General features: G+C 52.3%; 20 protein-coding genes and 1 other RNA gene. 14 read left to right on the top strand and 7 right to left on the bottom strand.

Features of this window, described 5'->3' with window-relative positions:
• Positions 1 to 39: 39 nt before the first annotated feature.
• Both serC and gyrA read right to left on the bottom strand, forming a co-directional pair.
• Positions 40 to 1,146 (bottom strand): 3-phosphoserine/phosphohydroxythreonine transaminase, encoded by a 1,107-nt coding sequence (serC, locus tag AC27VO_RS14815; protein ID WP_488667486.1) that lies wholly within the window; start codon positions 1,144 to 1,146, stop codon positions 40 to 42.
• A 118-nt stretch (positions 1,147 to 1,264) separates the two neighbouring features.
• Entirely contained in the window at positions 1,265 to 3,958 is a 2,694-nt protein-coding gene (gyrA, locus tag AC27VO_RS14810) for a DNA gyrase subunit A (RefSeq protein WP_488667485.1), read from the bottom strand.
• A 237-nt stretch (positions 3,959 to 4,195) separates the two neighbouring features.
• Between gyrA and ompA the strand changes: the two genes are divergently transcribed.
• From ompA to AC27VO_RS14770, 8 genes are all read left to right on the top strand, one after another.
• Complete coding sequence (gene ompA, locus AC27VO_RS14805; protein ID WP_488667484.1) at positions 4,196 to 4,828, top strand: outer membrane protein OmpA; 633 nt, start codon at positions 4,196 to 4,198, stop codon at positions 4,826 to 4,828.
• 79 nt (positions 4,829 to 4,907) lie between these two features.
• Complete coding sequence (gene ubiG, locus AC27VO_RS14800) at positions 4,908 to 5,621, top strand: bifunctional 2-polyprenyl-6-hydroxyphenol methylase/3-demethylubiquinol 3-O-methyltransferase UbiG (protein WP_488667483.1); 714 nt, start codon at positions 4,908 to 4,910, stop codon at positions 5,619 to 5,621.
• Positions 5,618 to 6,292: a phosphoglycolate phosphatase gene (gene gph / locus AC27VO_RS14795; RefSeq protein ID WP_488667482.1), complete on the top strand. Its 675-nt coding sequence runs from the start codon at positions 5,618 to 5,620 to the stop codon at positions 6,290 to 6,292. The genes ubiG and gph overlap by 4 nt, the downstream gene beginning before the upstream one ends.
• A gap of 13 nt (positions 6,293 to 6,305) precedes the next feature.
• Positions 6,306 to 6,684, top strand: a transfer-messenger RNA (tmRNA) gene (gene ssrA / locus AC27VO_RS14790).
• Between the two features lie 206 nt (positions 6,685 to 6,890).
• Positions 6,891 to 8,108 (top strand): tyrosine-type recombinase/integrase, encoded by a 1,218-nt coding sequence (locus AC27VO_RS14785; RefSeq protein ID WP_472302149.1) that lies wholly within the window; start codon positions 6,891 to 6,893, stop codon positions 8,106 to 8,108.
• A gap of 3 nt (positions 8,109 to 8,111) precedes the next feature.
• A complete protein-coding gene (locus AC27VO_RS14780) occupies positions 8,112 to 9,116 on the top strand; it encodes a hypothetical protein (protein WP_488667481.1) in 1,005 nt (334 codons plus the stop codon).
• 258 nt (positions 9,117 to 9,374) lie between these two features.
• Entirely contained in the window at positions 9,375 to 9,614 is a 240-nt protein-coding gene (locus AC27VO_RS14775; RefSeq protein WP_488667480.1) for a helix-turn-helix transcriptional regulator, read from the top strand.
• Between the two features lie 262 nt (positions 9,615 to 9,876).
• Entirely contained in the window at positions 9,877 to 10,884 is a 1,008-nt protein-coding gene (locus tag AC27VO_RS14770) for a YagK/YfjJ domain-containing protein (RefSeq protein WP_488667479.1), read from the top strand.
• A gap of 213 nt (positions 10,885 to 11,097) precedes the next feature.
• Here AC27VO_RS14770 and AC27VO_RS14765 read toward each other — a convergent pair whose 3' ends face one another.
• The 3 genes from AC27VO_RS14765 to AC27VO_RS14755 are packed head-to-tail and all read right to left on the bottom strand — an operon-like array spanning position 11,098 to position 13,717.
• On the bottom strand, positions 11,098 to 12,405 hold the full coding sequence (locus AC27VO_RS14765) for a Y-family DNA polymerase (RefSeq protein ID WP_488667478.1): 1,308 nt from the start codon (positions 12,403 to 12,405) through the stop codon (positions 11,098 to 11,100).
• An 8-nt stretch (positions 12,406 to 12,413) separates the two neighbouring features.
• Entirely contained in the window at positions 12,414 to 13,271 is an 858-nt protein-coding gene (gene cho, locus AC27VO_RS14760) for an excinuclease Cho (protein ID WP_488667477.1), read from the bottom strand.
• Positions 13,272 to 13,273: 2 nt separating this feature from the next.
• On the bottom strand, positions 13,274 to 13,717 hold the full coding sequence (locus AC27VO_RS14755) for a LexA family protein (RefSeq protein ID WP_488667476.1): 444 nt from the start codon (positions 13,715 to 13,717) through the stop codon (positions 13,274 to 13,276).
• Between the two features lie 829 nt (positions 13,718 to 14,546).
• On the opposite strand from AC27VO_RS14755, the gene AC27VO_RS14750 reads away from it, so the two are divergent.
• A complete protein-coding gene (locus AC27VO_RS14750; protein ID WP_488667475.1) occupies positions 14,547 to 17,543 on the top strand; it encodes a TrlF family AAA-like ATPase in 2,997 nt (998 codons plus the stop codon).
• Between the two features lie 153 nt (positions 17,544 to 17,696).
• Positions 17,697 to 19,298 carry a hypothetical protein gene (locus AC27VO_RS14745; RefSeq protein ID WP_488667474.1) on the top strand — a complete coding sequence of 534 codons (1,602 nt, stop codon included), beginning with the start codon at positions 17,697 to 17,699 and terminating at the stop codon, positions 19,296 to 19,298.
• Between the two features lie 176 nt (positions 19,299 to 19,474).
• On the opposite strand, the gene AC27VO_RS14740 is transcribed toward AC27VO_RS14745, so the two are convergent.
• Both AC27VO_RS14740 and AC27VO_RS14735 read right to left on the bottom strand, forming a co-directional pair.
• Positions 19,475 to 20,053, bottom strand: a complete 579-nt coding sequence (locus AC27VO_RS14740) for a YkgJ family cysteine cluster protein (RefSeq protein ID WP_488667473.1) — start codon at positions 20,051 to 20,053, stop codon at positions 19,475 to 19,477.
• A gap of 384 nt (positions 20,054 to 20,437) precedes the next feature.
• The gene (locus AC27VO_RS14735) at positions 20,438 to 21,064 is read right to left on the bottom strand and encodes a hypothetical protein (RefSeq protein ID WP_488667472.1); all 627 of its coding nucleotides are present in this window, start codon (positions 21,062 to 21,064) and stop codon (positions 20,438 to 20,440) included.
• Between the two features lie 148 nt (positions 21,065 to 21,212).
• On the opposite strand from AC27VO_RS14735, the gene AC27VO_RS14730 reads away from it, so the two are divergent.
• The 4 genes from AC27VO_RS14730 to AC27VO_RS14715 all read left to right on the top strand — a co-directional run bounded on the left by AC27VO_RS14730 (position 21,213) and on the right by AC27VO_RS14715 (position 23,935).
• Positions 21,213 to 22,388, top strand: coding sequence for a hypothetical protein (locus AC27VO_RS14730; RefSeq protein ID WP_488667471.1), 1,176 nt, complete (start codon positions 21,213 to 21,215; stop codon positions 22,386 to 22,388).
• Positions 22,389 to 22,489: 101 nt separating this feature from the next.
• Positions 22,490 to 22,900: a type VII toxin-antitoxin system MntA family adenylyltransferase antitoxin gene (mntA, locus tag AC27VO_RS14725; RefSeq protein WP_488667470.1), complete on the top strand. Its 411-nt coding sequence runs from the start codon at positions 22,490 to 22,492 to the stop codon at positions 22,898 to 22,900.
• Positions 22,893 to 23,309, top strand: coding sequence for a type VII toxin-antitoxin system HepT family RNase toxin (gene hepT / locus AC27VO_RS14720; protein ID WP_488667469.1), 417 nt, complete (start codon positions 22,893 to 22,895; stop codon positions 23,307 to 23,309). Before mntA ends, hepT begins: the two co-directional genes overlap by 8 nt.
• 296 nt (positions 23,310 to 23,605) lie before the next feature.
• A complete protein-coding gene (locus AC27VO_RS14715) occupies positions 23,606 to 23,935 on the top strand; it encodes a hypothetical protein (RefSeq protein WP_488667468.1) in 330 nt (109 codons plus the stop codon).
• Positions 23,936 to 23,943: the final 8 nt, after the last annotated feature.

Genomic DNA, 23,943 nt, shown 5'->3' with positions numbered 1-23,943 from the left:
CCAGCTCTTATTTTTAAATAGGGTTCAGGGCGGGGGGGCTCAAGCGCCGGTGCGCTCGAACTCCTGCATATAGGCCACCAGGGCCTGCACGCCGGCCATGGGCATGGCGTTGTACAAGCTGGCGCGCATGCCGCCCACGGACTTGTGGCCCTTGAGTTGCAGCAGACCGCGCGCTTTGGCGCCGGTCAGGAAGGCGTCGTTGCGGCTTTCGTCGCGCAGGAAGAACGGAATGTTCATGCGCGAGCGGTAGGCGCTGTCCACCTTGTTGACGTACAGCTGGGAGTTGTCTAGGTAGTGGTAGAACAGCTCGGCCTTGGCCTTGTTGCGCGCTTCCATGGCGGCCACGCCGGTCAAGCTGCCTTCGGTCTGGCGCTTGAGCCATTGGAAGGTCAGGCCCGCCATGTAAATGCCCCAGGTGGGTGGGGTGTTGAACATGGATTGGTTGTCGGCCACGGTTTTGTAGTTGAAGGCCGAGGGGCAGATGTCCAGCGCGTGGCCCAGCAAATCATCGCGCACGATGACGATGGTCAGGCCCGCAGGGCCAATGTTCTTTTGTGCACCGCCAAAGGCCAGGCCTACGCGGCTCCAGTCGAGCGCACGCGAGGCGACGTTGGATGAGAAATCAATCACCAGCGGCGCATCGCATCCCAGGGCCTTCAGGTCGGGCAGTTCTTGGAATTCCACGCCGTGGATGGTTTCATTGCTGCACAGGTGCACGTACTGTGCGTCGCTGGATAGCTGCCAGCTGGCGGCATCGGGCACGCTGGTAAAACCGCTGGCTTCGCCGCTGGCGGCCAGCTGGCTGCGCGCGTACTTGCCCGCTTCCTTGTGGGATTTTTGGCTCCAGCTGCCGGTCACCACAAAGTCGGCCACACCACCGCGCGACAGGTTCAGCGGCACGATGGCGTTTTCGGCAAGCCCACCGCCTTGCATGAACAGAATGTGAAAGTTGCTAGGCACGGCCAGCAACTCGCGCAGATCGGCTTCTGCGGTTTCGTAGATGCTGATGAACTCTTTGCCGCGGTGGCTCATCTCCATGACGCCCATGCCCGAGTCGCCCCAGTTGAGCATTTCGGCAGCAGCTTGCTGCAGGACTTCTTCAGGAATGGCGGCGGGGCCTGCGGAGAAATTGAAAGGGCGGCTCATCGTTCTTACAGTCAAATCACGCACTAGGGCAGAACACGTCCGCGCTAGCAGCTATCAAAAAAGCGATCTTAGGTGAAAAAACACCCCACGGCTTGCGCAGTGGGGTGTCGTTCTTTTCTTACTCGGCGGCGGTGTCCGGTGCCTCGCCGTTGTCAGCGGCCTCACCTTCTGCCTCGCCTTCACCGCCTGCGGCATCGTTTTCGGCAATGCGTTGCAGGCCAATCAGCTTGGCGCCTTCATCCAGGCTCATCAACGTCACACCCTGGGTGGCACGGCCCATCTCGCGGATCTCCGCCACGCGGGTGCGCACCAGCACGCCCTTGTCGGTGATCAGCATGATTTCGTCTTCAGCAGCCACCAAGGTGGCGGCAACGACCTTGCCGTTGCGCTCGGACTGCTGGATGGCAATCATGCCCTTGGTGCCACGGCCGTGGCGCGTGTATTCGCTGATGTGGGTGCGTTTGCCGTAGCCGTTTTCCGTGGCCGTCAGCACGCTTTGTGCGCCTGCTGCCGCTTCAGCACCTTCGGTGCCCGGTTCGGCTTCTGCTTCGGCCACCAGCATGGCGATCACGCTTTGGGTGTCGTCAATGTTCATGCCGCGCACACCGCGGGCATTGCGGCCCATGGGGCGCACATCGTTTTCATCAAAGCGCACGGCCTTGCCGCCGTCAGAGAACAGCATCACGTCGTGCTTGCCGTCGGTGAGGGCTGCGCCAATCAGGAAGTCGCCTTCGTCCAGGCCTACGGCAATGATGCCGGCCTTGCGAGGGTTGCTGAACTCGGTCAGCGCGGTCTTCTTGACGGTGCCCATGCTGGTCGCCATGAACACGAAGTGATCTTCGGGGAAGCTGCGGTTGTCGCCGGTCAGCGGCAGCACCACGTTGATCTTCTCGCCCTCTTGCAGCGGGAACATGTTGACGATAGGGCGGCCACGCGAGTTGCGCGAGCCCGATGGCACTTCCCAGACCTTGAGCCAGTACATACGGCCACGGTTGGAGAAGCACAGCAGGTAGTCGTGCGTGTTCGCGATGAACAGCTGGTCGATCCAGTCGTCTTCCTTGGTCGCCGTGGCTTGCTTGCCGCGACCACCACGCTTTTGCGAGCGGTACTCAGACAGAGGCTGGCTCTTGATGTAGCCGGTGTGGCTGAGCGTGACCACCATGTCGGTGGGCGTGATCAGATCTTCGGTCGACAGGTCTTGCGCGCTGTACTCGATGGTGGAGCGGCGCTCGCCCTTTTTGGATTGGCCAAACTCGGCCTTCACGGCGGTCAGCTCGTCGCCAATAATCACGGACACGCGCTCGGGCTTGGCCAGAATGTCCAGCAAGTCTTCGATGGTGGCCATGATGTCGCGGTACTCGGCCACGATCTTGTCCTGCTCCAGGCCGGTCAGGCGCTGCAGACGCATTTGCAGAATTTCCTGCGCTTGCGTGTCGGACAGGCGGTACAGGCCGTCGTGGCCCAGACCGTATTCCTTTTCCAGGGTCTCAGGGCGGTAGTCGTCGGCATTGACCACGGCTCCATCTTCGCGGGTGCGGGTGAGCATCTCGCGCACCAGCTTGCTGTCCCAGGACTTCTCCATCAACGCAGCCTTGGCCACAGGTGGTGTGGGGGCGTTACGAATGATTGCAATAAAGTCGTCGATGTTGGCCAGTGCAACGGCCAGACCTTCCAGCACGTGGCCACGGTCGCGTGCCTTGCGCAACTCGAACACGGTGCGGCGTGTCACCACTTCGCGGCGGTGCTGCAGGAAAACCTGGATCAGGTCCTTCAAGTTGCACAGCTTGGGCTGGCCGTCGACCAGCGCCACCATGTTCACGCCAAAGGTGTCTTGCAGCTGGGTCTGTTTGTACAGATTGTTCAGCACCACCTCGGGTACTTCGCCGCGCTTGAGTTCGATCACCAGGCGCATGCCGGACTTGTCCGACTCATCCTGAATGTGGCTGATGCCTTCGATGCGCTTTTCGTGCACCAGCTCGGCCATGCGCTCTTGCAGCGTCTTCTTGTTCACCTGGTAGGGCAGCTCATCCACGATGATGGCCTGACGCTGACCACGGTCGATGTCCTCGAAGTGCACCTTGGCGCGCATCACGATGCGGCCACGGCCGGTGCGGTAGCCTTCCTTGACACCGTTGATGCCGTAGATGATGCCGGCAGTCGGGAAGTCGGGCGCAGGCACGATTTCCATCAAATCTTCGACGCTGGCATCGGGGGTGCGCAGCAGATGCAAACAGGCATCCACCACTTCATTCAAGTTGTGTGGCGGAATATTGGTGGCCATACCCACCGCAATACCGGCCGAACCGTTCACCAGCAGATTGGGCAGGCGCGCGGGCAGGGTCAATGGCTCGCTTTCGGAGCCGTCGTAGTTGGGGCCGAAGTCCACGGTTTCCTTGTCGATATCGCCCAGCATTTCATGGGCAATTTTCGAGAGGCGAATTTCCGTGTAACGCATGGCCGCCGCGCTGTCGCCGTCGACCGAGCCGAAGTTACCCTGGCCGTCGACCAGCATGTGGCGCAGCGAAAAATCTTGCGCCATGCGCACGATGGTGTCGTACACCGCGCTGTCACCGTGGGGGTGGTACTTACCGATCACGTCACCAACGATACGGGCCGACTTTTTGTACGGACGGTTCCAATCGTTGTTGAGCTCGTGCATTGCATACAGCACGCGACGATGCACTGGCTTTAAGCCATCGCGCGCGTCGGGGAGGGCGCGACCCACAATTACGCTCATCGCGTAATCAAGGTAGCTGCGGCGCATCTCCTCTTCTAGGCTGATAGGCAAAGTTTCTTTGGCAAACTGGGTCATGTAGTTGTGCAGGGTTATGCAATGACGACGAAGTGGACCATTTTAGATGCAATGCATTGTTGCTCGCAGGCAACAACTGGTTGGCATTCCGCTTTTGTCCTACCTCAAGCTACTGCTCTAGCGCGCCATTCGAATATTCCGTATGGCACAATGAATTCCAGCGTTCTTGGTGATGGTCACTGATGACGTCCATGAATTTCGCAGTTTGACTGCGGCTTAATCCCCAAGAGGAGAACCATGAAGAAACTGAACAAAGTAGCGATCCTGTTTGCAACCGCAGCTCTGGCAACTGCCGCTGGCGCACAAGTTAAGGCTGCTGACGGTGGCAAGACCATCGACAACTGGCAAAACGGCACCAGCGAGCTGGTGTGGAAGAACGGCACCAACGAACTGTGCTGGCGCGATTCCAACTGGACACCTGCTACAGCTGCTGAAGGCTGCGACGGTGCTCTGGTGAAGGCTGTTGAAGCTGCTCCTGCTCCTGCCGCTCCTGCTGCAGCTGCTCCTGCTGCAACTGCTTCCAAGGTGACTTTTGCTGCTGACGCTTTCTTCGACTTCGACAAGTCTGTTCTGAAGCCAGAAGGCAAGGCTAAGTTGGACGATCTGGCATCCAAGGTGCAAGACATCAACCTGGAAGTGATCGTGGCTGTTGGTCACACCGACTCCGTGGGCTCCGATGCTTACAACCAGAAGTTGTCTGAGCGTCGTGCTCAAGCTGTGAAGGCTTACTTGGAATCCAAGGGCATCGACAAGAGCCGCGTGTACACCGAAGGCAAGGGCGAGAAGCAGCCTATTGCTGACAACAAGACCAAGGATGGCCGCGCACAAAACCGTCGCGTGGAAATCGAAGTGGTCGGTACCCGCAAGTAATCTTTATTGATTACCTTCAAAAAGCCCCGGTAACGGGGCTTTTTTGTTTCTGTATCTAAGTCGTTGCACAATCCTCTTCATGACCGATTCGATCAATGTGGATCCAGCCGAGCTGGAAAAATTCTCAAGCCTTGCCCACCACTGGTGGGATATGGACAGTGAGTTCAAGCCGCTGCACATGATTAATCCGCTGCGTCTGGCGTGGATTGATGAGCATGCACATCTGCAAGGCAAAGAAGTGCTGGACGTCGGTTGCGGCGGTGGCATCTTGGCGGACTCCATGGCGCGCAAAGGCGCCAACGTCTTGGGTGTGGACTTGGCCACCAAATCCTTGCGTGTTGCGCAGTTGCACGCATTGGAGGCAGGTACGCCCAATATTCAATACCGCGAAGTAGCGGTGGAAGCCCTGGCCGCAGAACGACCAGCCAGCTTTGATGTGGTGACGTGCATGGAAATGCTGGAGCACGTGCCAGATCCCGCATCCGTGGTGCGCGCCTGTGCTACTTTGGTTAAGCCTGGTGGCTGGGTGTTTTTCTCCACCATCAACCGCAACATCAAGGCCTACAGCTTGGCAATTGTGGCGGCGGAATATGTGCTCAACATGCTGCCCAAGGGCACGCATGAATTCGAAAAATTTATCAAACCCAGCGAAATGGCCGCATTTTGTCGCCAGGCTGGTTTGGCGGTCACGCATTCCAAGGGCTTGCAGCACAACCCTTTGACCGGGCGTTACTGGCTCAACGAAGACTGCAGCGTCAACTACATGCTGGCAACACAGCGTCCCGCGCAATGAGTTTGAGCCTTGAACACATAGATGCCGTCTTGTTTGATCTGGATGGCACCTTGCTGGACAGTGCGCCAGATTTGGGATTCGCAGCCAACCAGCTGCGCATTGCACGCGGATTGGCTGCGCTGCCGCAATCGCACTATCGGCCTTTTGTGGGTACAGGTGCGCGCGGCATGTTGCGGATTGCTTTGGATGTCGCACCGGATGCGCCTGACTTTGACGCTTTGAAAGAAGAGTTCTTTGTGGCTTATGAGCAATGCATGGGCCAGCAATCGCAGCTCTTTGAGGGAATCCCGGAGCTTTTGCAAACCCTGCAGGCGCAGAGCATGGCTTGGGGCGTGGTCACCAATAAAGCTGAGCGATTTGCCTTGCCCATCGTGCAAAAAACCGCAGCGCTGGCTGCGGCGGGTGCAGTGGTTTGTGGCGACACAACGGCTCATTCCAAACCCCACCCCGCACCGTTGTGGGAGGCCGCCAAACGCATGGGCGTGGCACCAGAGCGCTGCATCTACGTGGGCGATGATGAGCGAGATATGCAGGCAGCCCATGCCGCAGGCATGCAGTCTGTTGCTGCTGCGTATGGCTACTTGGGTGGTGTGGCTTCGGTGCAAGCATGGAACCCGCATGCCATCATCAATTCACCCGTTGAACTCACGAAGCTGCTGGGTTTGAATTAGAATGTGAACCTATGGGGCTGTCCTGGTTTCGACGTGGGTTCGGGATCAGTGTGGTGCATGTCGAGCTTGAGTTACGCTCGTAAATCTCGATTCAAAAAAACTAACTGCAAACGACGAACGTTTCGCACTCGCCGCTTAAATCCGGTGAGCCTTGCAACAGCACGCTGATGGGCTGGGCAAGGGGGTAGCAATACCTCCAGGCTGCAAGGGAATTTTCATCAGCTGGCTTTGTACCGGGCACCTTGGTACCGAGCGAGATCTAAGGGGGCTGGGTTTGTTTACAGCGTGTGTCTGCGCGGTTTGCAAGCTGAGATTTAAATCAGAGCACTAAACATGTAGATCTGCCTGACGAAGGCTTGCGGACGCGGGTTCAATTCCCGCCAGCTCCACCACCCACCCATCCAAAGGGGTTCAATGAAGTTCATTGGACCCCTTTTTCTTTTGACAAATCAACAGCTTACTGTCTAATGCCGTCTAATGGCATCTAACCGCTGCCAAGAGCACACCGGGGAACGAGCCGGGGAACAAACGGGGTAAAGTACGGATTTCTGGGATTTGTTCCCCGTTTTCTGCCATTTCTCCTCTGTAGAGCTCACCGATGTTGACTGAAAAAGAATGCAAGAACGCCACTTGCCCCCCCGACAAAAAACGAGCCCGTTTTACTGATTCGGCAGGTCTGTACCTCGAAGTTAGTCCCAAAGGATCGAAGCGCTGGTTTTTAAAAACCTACGGCAACCGAGGTGAGAGTCGTTTAGCACTGGGCTCATACCCTTCAGTGAGCTTGTCGGCCGCTCGATTAGCACGAGATCGTGTGAAAGTAGCGAAGGCTGAAGGCGTTGATCCAATTGAAGCTCGACGACTGGAAAAGAAAAAAAATGAGACCGTTGAGTCCGCGTCTACGTTCAAGGCAATTGCTAATGAATGGTTTGGCAAGCAGCAAAAAACTTGGAGTCCTACCCATGCATCGCGCTGCTATCGCCAGTTTGAGCGGGATCTGTTCCCTCTTATCGGAAGCTTAGGGTTAGAAGAAATCAAACCACCAAAGTTGCTAGAAGTAATACGTCTTATTGAGAAGCGAGGTGCTTTTGAAACAGCCAGCCGAGCTTTGATGCTATGTGGGCAAGTGTGGCGCTATGCGGTTTCCTCAGGAATTATTGAACGAGATATCACTGTTGACTTAAAAGGTGCTTTAACACCCTATAGAGGAAAGCACTTTGCTGCAATAGTGGACCCTAAGGATTTTGCAAAACTTCTTATAGCAATAGACAACTATCACGGTGGTGTTGTTGTCAAATCTGCCTTAAAGCTAGCACCTTTGCTCTTTCAAAGACCTGGTGAACTTCGTGGCGCCAAATGGGAAGAGATTAATTTTGATGAGTCAATGTGGACAATTCCTGCACAACGCATGAAGCGTGGAGTCCATGGCAAAGAGTATGGTGATCCACATTTCGTTCCACTATCAAAACAAGCTTTAGAAATATTTAAAAATCTTCGTCTCTATACGGGGGCAAGTGCTTTTTGCTTTCCATCACCAAAAAGCAAAGATAGATGTATTTCTGAAAACAGCGTAAGAACTGCACTTTTAGCGCTTGGCTATAACTCGGATCAGCATACTTGGCATGGATTTCGTGCCTCAGCAAGAACTATGCTTGATGAGCAACTTGAAATAGATATTTTAGTGATTGAAGCACAACTTGCGCATGCTGTTAAAGATGCTAATGGCAGGGCTTATAACAGAACAAAATACTTGAAGCAAAGAACTGCAATGATGCAAACATGGGCTGATTACATTGACTCCTTAAAGAATGGTGGATGAGCTTTGAAAAATAATAATTTGTATCAAAAAATCAATAAACATCTTTCGGTTTATCAAGGACGATTGTTTGATCTTGAGGTCAAGAATTATGGAGATAGACTTAAATTTCTATTTAATTCTTACACTTCATTTGCCTCTAGAAAAATAATCGGAGATGATAATTTGTCAAATTTTGAAAAGGATGTTTATGAAATAGAAAAAATAGAGATTTTTATACTTTTCATTAACTGCTTTTCAAAGGCAATATATAAGGCAGGAGAGAAATTAAAATTAAGAGTGTTTCTGGATGAGAGGAGCTTGATTGATGAGATGCTTAAAACATTCAATGAAGATTTGGCCTGCATAGATGTTGACGATCTTTGTAAAAAATTTTCTTTTGTGAAATTTCATCCATGTATTAAGTTCCTGAATTTTTTCAATTCCAACTTTGAAGATTTATTAAATTTTATTTCTAACTCCAATCTTAAAAAAGAAGAGAAAAATTTTCAAAAGGGACTCATTTTAGCTAATGAGTCAATTCACCAATCTTTAATTGAAGATTTGGCTGTTCATGAAAGGGTTTTATTAGTTCCTCTGGATGTACTCGCAAATTCTGAGGAATTTGAGCTATCTTCCTTTAGGGAAGGTGTGCAGATTTTTGTAAAAAGAATAAAGTTTGATAGAAAATTCAAAGGAGATTTAACCTCTTCTTTTATTAAAATTTATAACAGAAGTTTATTTGTTGCAGGCACTTTGGTTCCTGTTGCTAGATTGGGTTTGGCTTTTTCATTAAAAAATACTAGTCCAAAAGATCTTTGTTTAGAGTTAAACAATTTTTGCCTGAGCTATGAAACCACAACCCTGTCATTTGAGCCAAGAACTAAAAAGACTTCAAATTCTTCTTTTTATTTTGGGTCATGTGTCATATCACCTTTAAATTTTTATTTATTAAAGGGCTGGTCTGAAGTTTTTCTTCTTGATAGAAATTTACACTCTTGTACTGACAAAAAATTTTTTAGCTTTCTTTGAAAAAATAGAATCAAATAACTTCTCTTTTTCTGAAAAGTTAAGTAGTTTTTATGCGGATTTCATCTGATTGTTCCTGCTTGTTGTGTATCAGTAGTAGAGGTTTTTTGCACATTCTTGGAGGCTGCTGATTGGATATTAAGCCCATCCAATCGATATTTAGGATTTTTTTAACTTCGTGACAGATGTTTTGTCACAAGCAACTCATTTCGAGTTTTTTGGATGACTCACCATTGAAAGTGGTTAGAACAATCTAAGAAAATGAAGAACAAACCCTATGTCCTTTTAAGAATTGAAGATCTGTGTGAGAAGCTTAAATTGTCAAAGGCATCTATCTACAATTTGAGGAACAAAAATTCAAAGTACTTTGATCCTAGCTTCCCAGAGAAAATTAAGCTAACTGCTAACTCTGTGGTGTGGATTGAAGAGCAAATAGACGCTTGGATAGATTCAAAAATTTGTCTTGAAGGAAATCAACCGAAGGACTTAACTTGTAATTGAATTTCAAATGCTTTAAATTCTTTTAATAGTTATTAAACCTTTTGCCACCAAGGAATTTTAAATGATTAATTGGTTTGTGTAATTGGGATAATTATCATATATCGAATTTAAGAGAAGGCTATCGAAGCCAAACAAGAGTCATGCCTACTGCAATTTATGAGGATATAGATTCTTGTTGTGCTTTGATTGATTAATGATTTAAAGGGGATCAATTCTCTCCATCTTAGCTTGACCCTAAGATGGTCAAGCTTCAAGGTTAACTATGAAGTTCGAGATTGATGCATGCTCTCCTGTGATTGGAGATCTTTTATACGAGTTAGAAGTGGCTTCTTGGCTAAAATTATCTGATCAAGTGGCTAGAAGAATTTATTCATCTTTAAAATCAAGCCCTGATGTAAAGATTAGATTGTCTAACAAGCTAAGGGTATTGCTTAAAGCCTTAAATAGAGAGCTTCCGATTGATGTTGATGATTTTTATAAAGAAGCAATTCATAGAGTTTATACATCCTCTTTTGTTTTTGAAGCTCTTGTGAAGTGCAGGCCTAAAATCAATACATCGATTGATTTTGAAAAATTATTATTTGATTGCTTGTGCATTGGAGTTGGGTCTAAAGGTTTTCACAATGCATACCAGCAAGAATATAAGATCCATAAACGTAAAGCAGAGTCACTGTATAACTATATTTACGATTTAAAAGTGGCTCATAGTAAGATCATGATTGTAAGGCTTGATCTTTACTACCATCAAGAGCTTATAAATTCAATAAGCTCTCAGCAAAATGTTGTAGATGATTGGAATGAGTTGCTTGCTTTTGCACGAAAAAGTTTTAAAGAGAGTTTCCTGGGCTATGCAATGAAGGTTGAATTTGGTAATGATAGAGGAGTTCATGTTCACTCTATCTTTATCTTCAATGCTTCAAGCCTTATGAATGATGTTAATGTGGCAAGGAGACTTGGACATCACTGGGTCAAAGATGTTGTTCCAGGTATTGGCAGGTATTTCAATTGCAATGAAAAAAAGCATTGTGAAAGGTATGAATGGAAATCTGTTGGTAATTTTATAAAGATCGATGAAGAATTTCAGAATGGATTAAAAGCTATGTCTGACTACGTAACCAAGCCCGACCCACTTCCTCGTGTAGTGGTTCATGGATTAAAAAAACAGTTTCGTAAAGGCGAAATTAATGATAGAAAAAAAGAGCGTGTGAGGCGTCGTAAGGAGGTTCTCAGCGCAATGAGTGATGGGAATGGCTCTGCCCCTGTGTTTTGACAAATGACGCATGGTGATAAGGTCATAGCTTTTTTATAAGGAGGTTTCATAGCCTTTAGAGGCGCTAATACCACCTATTCACGAAACGTGCAGCAAATGATTGCTGCCGCCAATTTGAGTGGAGTTGAACGGCGGCTAGCAGCCTGAAGCCGATATAAGCATGGAGCATGCGGAATTCCACCTCTGGCCTTGCGCTACGTGGGACAAGGCTATTCACGCGCGTGCGATCGGTATCTCCCTCTGTTGGGTTGTGTAGCGTGGGGTGCGCCGCTCCTGCCGCATCCGCCAGCCAGCTTCATCCTCTTGGGTGTGTCCTGTACTGGCAACGTGCACAGTGGATTTGCCATAGCGCGCATTGATGCGATCCACGACCTCCATGAGTTGGCTGTGATCGCGTTTCGTGCAGGGTGCCTCAAACAGAAGATCGCTTTGCAGCTGTGTAGTTGCAGCGCACAGGTCCAGCAGCATGACGCCAGCCTTTGCCAGCAAAAAACCCGGCTCATAGATACGGCGTAGACCTGCAACAGCTGTGTTCACCAGCACGGTGGTGTCCGAGGTGGGTGGGTGCAGTTGGATGGTGGCTGATTTATTGAATCTTGGACCAGGCCTAAACGGCGAGGTGTGGACAAAAATCTGCACAGCGCCAGCACGCTGATTGCCGTGGCGTAGTTTTTCTGCGGCGCGCGAAGCAAACTCGCTCACAGCTTCAATCAGAGGAGGCAAGGTGGTGATGGGGTGACCAAAGCTACGCGTGCAGGCGATCTGTTGCTTGGGAGCAGGGGCTTGCTCCAGACTGATGCAGCTGATGCCTTGAAGCTCGCGCACGGTGCGCTCTAGCAGCACACTCCCCTCATCACGGGCTTGGGCGGTGGGCATCTTGGCGACATCCAAGGCAGTGAGGATGCCTTGCTCTGCCAGCTTGGCTGCAATCCTGCGGCCGATGCCCCACACATCACCCGCTGGCGTGCGGCGCAGCAGATCGATGCGCATCTCTCGTGTCAGCTCTGTCCAGTTGCAGACTCTAGCCAGCTCTTTCGGGTAGCTGCCCGGCTTGCGCTCTGCGTCTTTGGCCACGTGATTGCACAGCTTGGCCAGCGTCTTGGTGGGGGCAAGGCCTATGCACGTTGGGATGCCAATCCACCGGTCAATGCGTGCACGAATGGCCCACGCCCTGCGTGTCAGGTCGGGGATGCCATCCAGATCCCCAATAAAGCTCTCATCAATTGAATAGATCTCTTGCAAGGGGCCAAGCCCTGCAGCCAGGCTCATCATGCGGTCGCTCATGTCCCCGTAAAGCTCAAAGTTAGCCGACAGGCAAACCAGATTGCTTACTCGCTCCAGATCCCGAAACTGGTAGTACGGCTGGCCCATCTTGATGCCCATGGCCTTGGCTTCGTCACTGCGCGCAATGGCGCAGCCATCGTTGTTGCTCAAGACCACAACAGGCAGGCCTTGCAGCGATGGCCTAAACACGCGCTCACACGAGACATAGAAGTTATTGCCGTCGACGAGGGCGAACATGGCGGCACCTACAGCGGCACGATGCGTGCCGTGCCTGTCAGAATCGGGCGGCACAAAATTTTGTAGCCGTCGGCATCGAACCCGGCAGCTACCTTGCCCAGCTTGCGCGCTTGCTGGCGTGTATCTACGCTGCCCAGGTAGCACCAGTTGTGCACGACGTGGATCTGCTGCATGTCATCGCAGGTTTCTTGCAGACCAATCGCTCCAGGGTAGGGCCAGGTGGCTACGCGCAAAGTCTCTAAAGCGCTGAGCAGTCGCTGCTGATGATCGACAGGGTTTTCGCGGCCACAGCAAACGCCATTGCACTGGTTGAGCATGGCTCTGAAGCAGGCGCGGCCTTTGGTGAGCTTTTCAAGTCCCAGAGCGCTATAGCAGAGCTTGTGCATATCGGCCAGTTCACGCAGACCTTGCAAAGCACTGGTGCGGCTGCCATACAAGCCGTACAGATCGGGTTCCATCGCAAAGTCCATGTCGCGGGAGTACACAACTTCTGGCACACCTTCACGCAGGCGCAGTGCACAAAGTTGGCGATTGCGGCGCAGCTTTTGGTTATACAGCGGTTGCTGCTGCTTGATGAGTTGGGCTTCCAGCAGCAGTGCACCAATCTCTCCAGCCGTGCGGATGTGGCTGATACGCGCCGCTTGGCGCAGCATGCGTGCTTCGTCTGGATTGCGCATGTGCGAGAGCAGCCGAGCACGCAGATTGACGCTCTTGCCAATGTACAGGGGGAGCGTGCCTTCGGCAGCATGAAAAATATACACCCCCGGCTTGGCGGGCATGTCCCGCAAAGAGTCACGCAGGTGCTCTGGGTATTCATAGACCCGGGCTTCATCAAACTCCGGGCGTCTGCGTGCGGGAATGTGCATGACTACCTGCTAAAGCGCTTGATGCACGAAGTCACGACGCCCCAGATTTGCAGGGTTTCGCATTCTTTGGGGATGATGTCGGGGTACGTGGGGTTTCCTGCTTTGAGGCGCACGATGCCACCGACCGAATACAGCGACTTCACCGTGAACTCGCCCTCGATCACCGCGACAACGATGTGGCCGTGCCGTGCCTGGATGGAGCGATCTACAACAATCATGTCGCCGTCCCCAATCCCGTGCTCCACCATGGAGGTTCCAGCCACGCGTAAAACAAATGTTGCCTGCGGATGCTCCACCAGCATGGCAGACAGATCGAGGCGCTTGCCTGTGAAGTCTTCAGCAGGGGACGGGAATCCAGCGCGCACTGAGCAGTCTGCCAGTGGCAGACACATTGGCGACGCGATTGCCGGCACAGGCTGGCCGGCTTGTGGAGTGGTACTGTACATGCATACAGTTTACAGCAAGGCAAGCATCCGGCTTGTAACGGCGCTCTGGGCTACGACGAGGTGGCTCTTGATCTATTGCGCACGTCTCGTGGATTGGCGTCTGCTGTGCAGCGACTGCTGCCAATTGCAGATGAGGCTTTGGCGGCAGCTATAGGTCCAAAAGCTGTCACACATTCATGCGCAGAATTTTGACGGTCCTGATAAACCGCGTCACCAAAAGAACCGCAGCCACGGCCATGGTGCCCGCAGCGTTCGCACGACCACTCTGCTCGGCGCAAAAAATTTGTGCAGTCGCTCACAAGGGGAAGAGCACCCACCCCTACGGCTATCGAGTGGATCAGCGTCCTTCCATCGCAAGCTGCGGTGCTTGGTCATCAGCATCGGCCGAATCCCGGGGCGCATGACGCGTGCTGACGTCGGCTAGATGCTTTTGTATTGCAGGAACACTGGACGTTGTCTGAGGAAAACCTGTCCATGGCTTGATCCTTTGCGTCGACACGGAGCACACCGCAGTATGCCCTCGAAGGATTGCCCAATAGTGTTATGGCAGCCAACAACAAGATAGTTTTGCCAGTTTCCGAAGTGCTGCAAAAGGAATTGGAGAGCACTCGTCAGGTGATTAGACCTCGCGGAACTTTCATTCCTGATGCCATGCGCTTGCCAGATACCACATACCCAACCTCTAGGAGGGCAAGTTAGTACTTGGAGAGATGGCCTTGCTGTGCCTGGCTAAAGGTGCTCATTGCGCTAAAACCTTATAAAGTGTTACAAAAATCACTGCCTTGCTTACTCCAAGTAAAGCATTCGAAAATTGTCACAAGGACGGTCTATGGCCGCAAAGGATGAGCAAATGATTGGTCGTGGGTCTGAATGGCGTCGCTGGGAACCGCACATCCATGCGCCAGGAACCGTTCTAAATAATCAGTTTGGCAGCGACTCCCCTTGGGATGCCTATCTCAAAAAGCTTGAGACAGTCACGCCGAAAATTGAGGCGTTGGCGGTGACTGACTATTACCTTACTGACACGTACGAAGAGATGCTAAGGCAAAAGGCGGCTGGCCGTTTGAAAGATGTACAACTCATTTTTCCCAACGTCGAATTGCGTTTAGATGTCGCTGCAAAGTCTGGCTTTGTCAACGTGCATCTCCTAGTCAGCCCTGAAGATCCGAACCACGTCGCAGAATTGCACCGCATCCTTCAGCGACTTCAGTTCCAGGCGCATGGCGATACCTTCAACTGCACCCGCCTGGATCTGATGTCCCTCGGCAGAAAAGCCGACACTAGCATCCTCGATGACCGCGCTGCGCTTTCGCACGGCGCCACGCAGTTCAAGGTGAATTTTGACCAACTCCGCCGGGTTATGCGAGAGAGCGATTGGGCGAAGAGCAACATCCTCATCGCGGTTGCAGGTGCGACGGGCGACGGAACTTCGGGGTTACGCCAAGCCGCAGACGCAACCATGCGTCAGGAGATCGAAAAATTCGCCCACATCATCTTCTCAAGTAGCACAGCACAGCGCGAATTCTGGTCTGCTCGCAAGGGTGTGACGCTCGACCAACTCAAGGAGCGGTATGGCGGCTGCAAGCCCTGTCTCCACGGCAGCGATGCCCACGACCAGAAAACTGTAGGCGAGCCGGTTGAAGAGCGTTATACGTGGATCAAGGGCGGTCTAGAGTTCGACGCCCTGCGCCAGGCTTGTATAGACCCCGAAGGTCGTGCTTATGTCGGAAGCGAATCGCCGTCCACGGCCATGCCTTCCCAAGTAATCTCGAATATAGCTATCGGAGATGCCAGTTGGGCATCAACTCCGGACATCCCACTTAATCCTGGGCTTGTCGCGATCATCGGCGCGCGCGGCTCAGGCAAGACCGCACTTGCTGACATGATTGCCGCTGGCTGTGACGCAATCACTCCAGCCGCTTGGAATGCGAGCGCAAACATCAGCCCGTCATTTCTCGTCCGTGCCCGCCAGTTGCTTGGCCAAGCGACTGCAACGCTGACATGGGGTGGAGGTGCTTCAGTCACACGCTTCCTCGATGGGCGAGATGCAAACGGTCATCTAGCCTTTCCCCGAGCGCGCTACTTGTCTCAGCAATTTGTAGAGGAGCTTTGCTCCTCTGCTGGCGTCTCCGATGGACTCATCGCGGAGATAGAACGTGTGATCTTTGATGCCCATCCACAAGATGATCTTGACGGCGCTATCGACTTTGCCGAATTGAGGGATTACCGCACCGCCCGTTTTCAGCAGGCCCGAGAGCGGGAGGCTGAGGCAATCGCTGATTTATCCGAGCGCATTGCCACGGAGATTGAAAAGGAAGCTGCTGCCACAGGCCTAGCGCTGCAAGTCACGCAAAAGACAGGCCAGATCAAAAGCTACAACGAAGATCTCGCCAAGCTTGTCGTGAAGGGAACTGAGGCTCAGGCCAATCGCCACACCCAGCTCGGACAGGCCGTGCAGACGCTGCGCGGAACGATCCAAGCCTACGGCAATCAGCGCCGGACATTCGTTGCGCTGCAGGATGAGGTGGTAAGCACTCGCAATACCAAGGCCCCCGAGCTGCTGCGCCAAGCCAAGGAGCGACACGTTCACAGTGGTCTCAATCAGCAGCAATGGGATGAGTTCCTGCTGATCTATAAAGGCGATGTCGATACGAGTTTGACCAAGTATGTCACATGGTCCGATCAGCAAATCGCAGCACTGACAGGTCCGGCCATTTCGGCCAGCGACCCAAACACGCCGCTCTTCGCAGACACTGCTGACCTTTCTAAATTAACCCTCAATACGCTGTTGGCTGAAATGGCCCGACTGGAGGTACTGGTAAGCGCCGACAATGTCATTCGCGGTCAGTACTCCACCCTGTCAAAGCGCATCGCCCAAGAGAACGCCGCGCTCATTAGCCTTCAAACACGACTAACCGACGCTCAAGGCGCTGGCGCGCGTCGTAAGGAACTCCAGAGCGAGCGAGAAGCGGCTTATGGCCGAGTATTTCAGGCGATCATCAACGAACAGAATTCGCTCGCCGATCTTTATGGACCCCTGATGGCACGCTTAAATGCATCCACCGGCACCCTTCGCAAGCTCGGTTTCTCGGTTCGCCGCGTCGTTGACGTTGCCGCCTGGGGAGCTGTAGCTGAAGAAGACCTTCTAGACCGACGGAAGGCAGGGCCATTCCAAGGCCGCGGCGCGTTAATCGCACTGGCGGACAAAACCCTGCGATCAGCTTGGGAAACAGGTTCGGCTGCCGACGTGCAGGCAGCGATGACGAATTTCATTTCGCAATACATGCGCGACCTTCTGAGCCAGGCTCCCTTTGGCCAGAATCAACAAGCAGAGTTTCGTGGCTGGTTGAAGCAGTTCGCTCACTGGCTTTTCGCCACCGATCACATCTCGGTGCGATACGAAATAGTCTATGACGGAATGGATATCCGAAAGCTGTCGCCTGGAACGCGGGGTATCGTACTTCTTCTTCTCTACTTGGCACTGGACGATGCTGACGATCGGCCACTTATCATCGATCAGCCAGAGGAGAACTTGGACCCCAAATCTGTGTTTGAGGAGTTGGTCGCCCTGTTTATCGCGGCTAAGGCCAAACGCCAGGTAATCATGGTCACGCACAATGCCAATCTCGTCATCAACACCGATGCGGACCAGATCATTGTCGCCGACGCTGGCCCTCATCCTGCTGGTGGGTTGCCCCCACTTAAATACACATCTGGCGGCCTTGAGAACACTGCTATTCGCAAGGCGGTTTGCGACATTCTGGAGGGCGGCGAAGAGGCCTTCCGCGAACGCGCACGTCGATTGAGGGTTAGGCTGGATCGCTAACTGCAGCAGCATTTAACGCTCGATGCGTAGATTGATTGCCCGATGTTTGGGAACGAACATCGGTTTTTATCACCTGGATGCATTGCGTCGGCATGGACGCAAATTGCACTTGGGTGCGATCCCATTGACCAACGGAAGGATGCAATAGCTACGATGGCGGCCTCCGCTCCTATAGACACTACTGGCCTGCTCACCATATTGGGAGTCATCGCCGCTGTGTGGGCGCTCATCTCTCCCACTAACCGGCTCCGGCTTCGCTTCTGCACTACATGGGTGGATTGGGTCGTGGGTGGATCGGTGTTTTTTCTTGTCCACTACCTGATGTACGCCCCGATCCTGGAGCAACTTGGGCTGTACTACAGCTTGGGACCTTGGAAATGGGGGCTCGACAGTTCGAGTGCGGTATATCTGCTGCTGCTCTCGGTGGCACTGTACTTCTTTTGGCGAACACGCTTTCCGACGCTGGCCCGGGGGCGAGTGCACGTCTTTCGTGAATTGATCGAAAACTTACACCTCACCAAGCGCTATGACGAACTTGTATTGCTGGTCGAGCCCCAACTGCCGACTCTTATCTCTCTAACCCGCCAACACTCTCGCATGGTGCGCTGGATCGAAAACGGGGGTAATTCCAAGGATGAACTGGCGGCACTTTTGCGCGGGGAGCCCCACAAACCTCCTTCAGCCTGGCGCAAGCAGTGGCGCCGTTCTCTGCACACATTGAAATCCAGATGTGCAGAGCGAGACCAGGCCAGCTTACAAGCCCGGGAGATCCTGTTGAATCTGGTCACTTCGCCTGAGTTAACCGTTCACCTGGCGCAGGCACACCCACATTTCTGTCTCAAGCTGCTGGAAGCGGACGAAGCGATACGTTCTGACTTCATTGCGAATTACATCGACGCGCTGCTGGACGCCACGGGAAGCCGCCTCTACGTTGAGCTGAAGAACAATCAGAACCTCAATGGCGGAAGCCGTCTTTACCTGCCGGAAAGCAATCGGCTGCTTCGCTTCTTCTTTGCAGATGCAGCGACGGCGGTGAAAAACGGCCTGGAGGCTGCCATAGGCGAGTCCGTATGCCTCCGATTGGATGAAGACAAGCATTTGGCCAGCAAACTCAACGAACCGCAGGGCTCCTACCAGGAGGTGGGGCGATTTCGCTGTCCGATCAATTCAGGCATCACACTCTTTGAAATCATGGTGCATGAAGGCATCCACCAAGGGTTGCAAGACCACATGTGGCTGCACTACTTCGGGCACTTCGCCGAGAAGATCCTCAAGCAGATGCCTGGCGTCCCCGACGAAGAGGTCTATCAGGAGTGGCCAACGCCATTTCACTACCTTCTCGGCCGCCTGGTTGGCGTCGCTACGGATTGGGCTGAGCAATGCGCGCGCATGGATGATTCCGAAGTCCCGCCGGCAACCCGTTGTGCCGTTAATTTCGATCGCCACTACATCTCTAAGCAAGCCACCAAGGTAATTGGGACGATGCTGCAAGGCATCATTCCGAGTGAGAAGCTGTCTGCGTCATTCAAGACGCATCTGCTGGAAATCGCCATTCGCAGCTATGTAAAACTCCAGAGCGATCCGAGGGTGGCCGATGTAGCAGCGTCATTCGAGAAGGCCGTGATCGTCGGATTGGATTTTTCTACAAAGGACTCTTACCGGCAGGAGCTTAGGAATGTGTTCGGAAGACTGGACCCCCGCTTGAGAGGCGACGCAACTGTCTTTGAAATTGCGCTGGACGCCTCACTTCGTTGATCATCCGATTGGCTAGCGCTCTATCGACATGAGCCATTGTGAGACATTGAGAATTCGCTCTTGGCCGCACGGTGAGCTCGGCCGCGTGCATCGAAGCCAAGGCGCCGCCCCCATCAAAAGCAAGCTTCGTAGAGTGGGCGGCGCACCCTGTATGGCCTCAACTCCATCGGAGGCCATTATGGGAAGAAATCCCGGATATCCGCGAGCACCGAATCCCTGCTTGCCAGTATCAGAGAACCAAAAGCTTCATCGATGCCGGCGTAATTCATCATAGGCATCTGAACATTGTTCATCAGCTTCGGATTGCACAGCTTGGCATCTTTATCAAACGACGCATGGTTTCGGCAAACCAAAGGCCTATCTGCATAAATGGAACATGCAGCATCTGCGTCTAGAAACGGGCAAGGAATACCCGCAAAGGCGTCCACTTCATGGTGGACGCTCTTATGCAGCTTTTTGATTTCGCGCCGACTTGCGGCACCTATTCTGGTCGCTTCTTCGGTCGAGATCGTGATGTTCATATGGCAGCAATCTGAACATCCTTTTTTGCACGCAACAAATGGATCCCGATGTTCCATGAACGCATCTGCAAGGCGATAAATCCGCTGCAGTTTGCTTCGAGGTGAAGCATTCATGGTTCGAATGGCGGCTGGAATGGCATCTTCCTCATCGCGTAGCGCTTTTGGCAATGCCTCGAAAAACGCCATTTGACGCTCTGTAGCTCTGGCATTTCTTTCTTTGGTCTCATCGTCCATACGTCCTCCTCAATCTTTAAAAGGATCGTAGCAAGCGAATGCGCACAATCAACGATTGCCTTGTGTCCCGCTACGATGATGTGGCGCTTCAGCACTATGTGTCTGAAGAGCAGCATGCAGGCATGTCTATATGGCGGGGATTGATAATTGCAACTGTTCGATGAAATCCGAATTGTCGCTCGCGCCTAGATTGGGAAACGGCGCTGTAGTAGTTGCGTCGGTAGTTTGCGCTGTTGGTCATCTAGTACCCGGTTTTGAGCACTGCTGACACTCGGGCGTTGACCGCGAATGACTCAGATCAGCCTAATGCAGCCATCTGGGAATACCACACTGCATGCGAGATCGACGCGACTGCCTAGTTGCTATCGTGGCAGTGTCGTTGTTTTATGCTTCTGCATAGGCTTCAGCAGTGATGTCACCAAGCTGCTCTTGAGATGGTTCTTTTCCAAATTTTTTCTCCAGGTTTTTTAGCAGCTTGATCTTGCTCGACACATCTTTGGTGTCAACAAGCCACTGGTCGATAGGCTTACCTTGCTCGTATTGGTCCAAGCCGCCTTCTTCCTTAAAAAAGCTTGGAGGCCCAGCTCGCCAAACACCTGTTTCGTCAGGATTTCTGATGCTCTTGATGTAGCCTTTGACTTCCCGTTTCTTGCCGCTCATCTTGGGCTCGGTGGCCTCTACAGCCTTTGCCGTATGGGTGACACCAAGGGCTTTGGCGGCTGTCCGAATTTCGCTTTCGGAGTACAGATCAGTAATCGGTGGCACGCTTAAGCCGGCTTTAGTTAGCTCAGCAAACGAGATATCTTGTTCTTTGATGTCTTTGATCAATTGCGCAATGCACTGCTCTCGTTTGACACGCGCTGAAATCTTTTTTTGGCGCAACTCCTGGAACTCAGCTTCTTGAGCTGCATCGGTCTTGCCATCGATATAGAGCGCTGTTAGTTGCTGATACCGTTGCTCGTCAGTTTTGCTGAAAATCTTGCTGCTTACTTGCGATACTGGCAGTTCCATAGCTTCCTTCTGGGATCTCGTACGTACAGGGTGCGTTTGCTTACTTGTCGGCCCCTCTGATGTTACAGGTGCGTGGGAGCTCAAAATTCAAATTTCATTCAGTTAAGCTCGCTGGACGTGCACCGTTGATGTCAGGGCATTCTGAGATATGGATTTGTTAAAAACCATCGAGCGAATGGAGCGCGATGTTGGGCTTGTTTTCACACGATCAAATGTGCAGTGGGATCTACCCGTAGCAGGAGAGCTACGGCGTCCACAGCGAGGAACGCTCTCACTGACAAAGGACTGGCATAGCTCCTATCCTTGGCAGGTCCTTCGAATAGCGGTGCACACTTATCTCTCGATAGCAGCCAATGTTTCAGGCCGTCACTTCAGCTGGAGTGATTCGAAGGATAGGCTGGAATACAGCACTCTTGGGGAACGTCTTTTACTTTGCCTTGACCTGTACCGCTATGAGCAGGAGATGTTGCTTCGAGACATCCAGGACTCATTACGTTCAGCCGCTTTCGTTGAGAGTGCACACTTCCTATTGTTTCAGGAGCTGCTTGTTAAACAGGCTGACGTCATAAAGGGAGTAAAAAAATACCTGTATTTGGAGCGCCATCGCTTCACTCGGGATGATGCGACTGCTTTGCAGGAGTGCCTAGAAGAGGCTGTAAGGGGGCTTCGAGGAGCATCAGCACGAAAACATAACAAAGCTCTGTACGACGAGGCTTACCATGCAGCGGAGTCTATTGGGGACTATCTGAAAGGTTTGAGGTTTGGTCATCCTCATCTTGATGCTTTTGCATTTGAAATTTGCTTAGACACGCCAGAAGGAAATGAGCTTGCAGCCAGCCAGCTAGTCAAGCGTGCTACCTATCAATTGTCCGGCGAATTTCCAGATAATTTTTTGGAAGCTTTGAAGCAAGCTTCAGCATTCGTGGCGTACCTTAAAAAATTTGGTTTTGCTGAAATCAAGGGCCATCTGATCAAACTATCAGCCACAGCATGGGGTGAGCCGCGCTGTACGCTGATCTTGTTGGGGCCTGAAGTGAAGCAATTGTTGGCCAATGGCACAACTCAGGCCTCCCAACTTTCGCTGATATGGGCAGACTTCATGCTGGGTCCTCTTGGGGCACTGGAGGGGCGCTTAGGCCGCACCGTGCAAGCTCCAGGTATCCGGCTTTTGCCAAACGGTGAATGGTCACTATCGCAAAAGAATGCCAGCGCGTGGAAAGCATTACAAGGCTTTGTAGATCAAGTCTTTATTAAGGAATTGTCTTTCATGCGCTTGCGATTGCCTCCAAGAAGAAGAGCTTGGTCTAAAGGTGGGGCACGCTGATTGCTGGCGTCGCCACTTGCGTCCTGGAAGGCATCTTCAAGCTGCCATACTTCAGTTTCATGAGCCATCCCATTTTGCCGAAGTAATTTACCGAGCTGTCCATGCCAGCCCCACGTCCCATTGATTTTTGCGCTGTAGTCGCTGCACTGAAGGACATGGTCCCCAGTCTGTCTGGTGTCTATGCCTTTGGCAGTCAGGTGAGTGGTGATGCAGGCCCTGAGAGTGATTTGGATGTTGCGTTGATGGCTGACGAGAGTCTTGGTGCTGAGGTGCTTTGGGACCTCGCTAGTCGTTTAGCAGGGGTTGTTGGCTGTCCTGTGGACTTACTTAATCTACGCTCTGCCTCGACGGTGATGCAGTACCGGGTTGTGACAACAGGCCAACGACTGTGGGCTAGAGATGAGCAGGCTGCACTCTATGAAGCCTTCATCCTTAGCCAAAAGACCGCATTGGACGAGGCGCGCGCTGGCTTGCTGCAAGACATTCAAAAAACAGGAACCGTTTATGGTTGATGACGTACTCATGAACAAAGCAGCAACGATTGAGCGTTGCGTCCTGCGGGCTAAAGAGGAGTACGAAAAATCTCCAGCTACATTTGCAGCCGACCATACTTGTCAAGATGCGGCGATCTTGAGCGTCGTGCGGGCTTGTGAAGCAGCCCTGGACATGGGGCAGCATTTGATCCGGCGCGAGCGCCTAGGTATTCCTCAAAGTTCGAGGGATGTGTTCACTCTGCTGGCTCAGGCTCGTTGGATTGAAGCGGCACTTGCTGAGCGGTTGCAGAAGATGGTTGGCTTTAGAAACATTGCCATGCATGACTACCAAGCGCTACAGCTACCCATCGTAGAAGCTGTGATCACTAGGCATCTGGATGACTTCACGACGTACAGCAAAGCACTTTTGCTGAAAGATGCAAGTTGAAATTTCGAAACGTGGGCCCTGTGTCTTGCTTGGACCTAGCTAAAAGATACTTGAAAACCGCTGAGTAAGCGGTTTTTTGCTGGCAATGTGCATAAAGCAAGTATCGATAACGAACAAAGAAAAAAATATCCACACCCGCTGACCTCATCAGAAAGAAGCTGAACTATTGCACGATGCGTGTAGCAGCCGACCGGCGCGATATGAACCTAGGCTGAGCCAGGTGATCTGTGCGGGTGTGTCAGTCTGGCCAGCAATGGGGAAACAACCCTAGAATCTTCTGTTTTCAGGAGAAGTAAATGGGTTTAGGTAGCACAGTTGCCGTTGAGCAGGAGCAAGAGCTTTTTTTGCAGCAGATGCAAGAAGTGAATGCCTTACGGGCCGCCATGTTGATGCACTTCAAGGGAATGGCAGAGACTGAGGCTATCAGCCTTGCTTTGAAGGAGATCGCTGTGCTGGAGGAAAGCCATCCTGGAACAAAACGGCGTGACGATGAAGGCTACATCATCGAAAACCTAGATTTCCCTGAAGCCAGATTGCCTGAGTTGTCTTTGCAGCCAGCTGATGTGCAAGCACGTATTGAAGCAAGAACGAAAGATTTACTGGCAAGAGGTGTTGTTCCGCTATAGGCTGAGCT

It is taken from the genome of Comamonas sp. 14P8.1.4 (assembly GCF_057799285.1).
This window is presented reverse-complemented; position numbering and strand designations above follow the sequence as displayed.

Coding starts and splice junctions, on each gene's coding strand:
- AC27VO_RS14775 (WP_488667480.1), top strand. CDS start 9,375: ATGAAGAACAAACCCTATGTCCTTTTAAGAATTGAAGATCTGTGTGAG.
- ubiG (WP_488667483.1), top strand. CDS start 4,908: ATGACCGATTCGATCAATGTGGATCCAGCCGAGCTGGAAAAATTCTCA.
- gyrA (WP_488667485.1), bottom strand. CDS start 3,958: ATGACCCAGTTTGCCAAAGAAACTTTGCCTATCAGCCTAGAAGAGGAG.
- AC27VO_RS14770 (WP_488667479.1), top strand. CDS start 9,877: ATGAAGTTCGAGATTGATGCATGCTCTCCTGTGATTGGAGATCTTTTA.
- AC27VO_RS14750 (WP_488667475.1), top strand. CDS start 14,547: ATGGCCGCAAAGGATGAGCAAATGATTGGTCGTGGGTCTGAATGGCGT.
- AC27VO_RS14765 (WP_488667478.1), bottom strand. CDS start 12,405: ATGTTCGCCCTCGTCGACGGCAATAACTTCTATGTCTCGTGTGAGCGC.
- AC27VO_RS14730 (WP_488667471.1), top strand. CDS start 21,213: ATGGATTTGTTAAAAACCATCGAGCGAATGGAGCGCGATGTTGGGCTT.
- AC27VO_RS14715 (WP_488667468.1), top strand. CDS start 23,606: ATGGGTTTAGGTAGCACAGTTGCCGTTGAGCAGGAGCAAGAGCTTTTT.
- AC27VO_RS14735 (WP_488667472.1), bottom strand. CDS start 21,064: ATGGAACTGCCAGTATCGCAAGTAAGCAGCAAGATTTTCAGCAAAACT.
- AC27VO_RS14740 (WP_488667473.1), bottom strand. CDS start 20,053: ATGGACGATGAGACCAAAGAAAGAAATGCCAGAGCTACAGAGCGTCAA.
- ompA (WP_488667484.1), top strand. CDS start 4,196: ATGAAGAAACTGAACAAAGTAGCGATCCTGTTTGCAACCGCAGCTCTG.
- AC27VO_RS14755 (WP_488667476.1), bottom strand. CDS start 13,717: ATGTACAGTACCACTCCACAAGCCGGCCAGCCTGTGCCGGCAATCGCG.
- serC (WP_488667486.1), bottom strand. CDS start 1,146: ATGAGCCGCCCTTTCAATTTCTCCGCAGGCCCCGCCGCCATTCCTGAA.
- gph (WP_488667482.1), top strand. CDS start 5,618: ATGAGTTTGAGCCTTGAACACATAGATGCCGTCTTGTTTGATCTGGAT.
- hepT (WP_488667469.1), top strand. CDS start 22,893: ATGGTTGATGACGTACTCATGAACAAAGCAGCAACGATTGAGCGTTGC.
- AC27VO_RS14745 (WP_488667474.1), top strand. CDS start 17,697: ATGGCGGCCTCCGCTCCTATAGACACTACTGGCCTGCTCACCATATTG.
- mntA (WP_488667470.1), top strand. CDS start 22,490: ATGCCAGCCCCACGTCCCATTGATTTTTGCGCTGTAGTCGCTGCACTG.
- AC27VO_RS14785 (WP_472302149.1), top strand. CDS start 6,891: ATGTTGACTGAAAAAGAATGCAAGAACGCCACTTGCCCCCCCGACAAA.
- cho (WP_488667477.1), bottom strand. CDS start 13,271: ATGCACATTCCCGCACGCAGACGCCCGGAGTTTGATGAAGCCCGGGTC.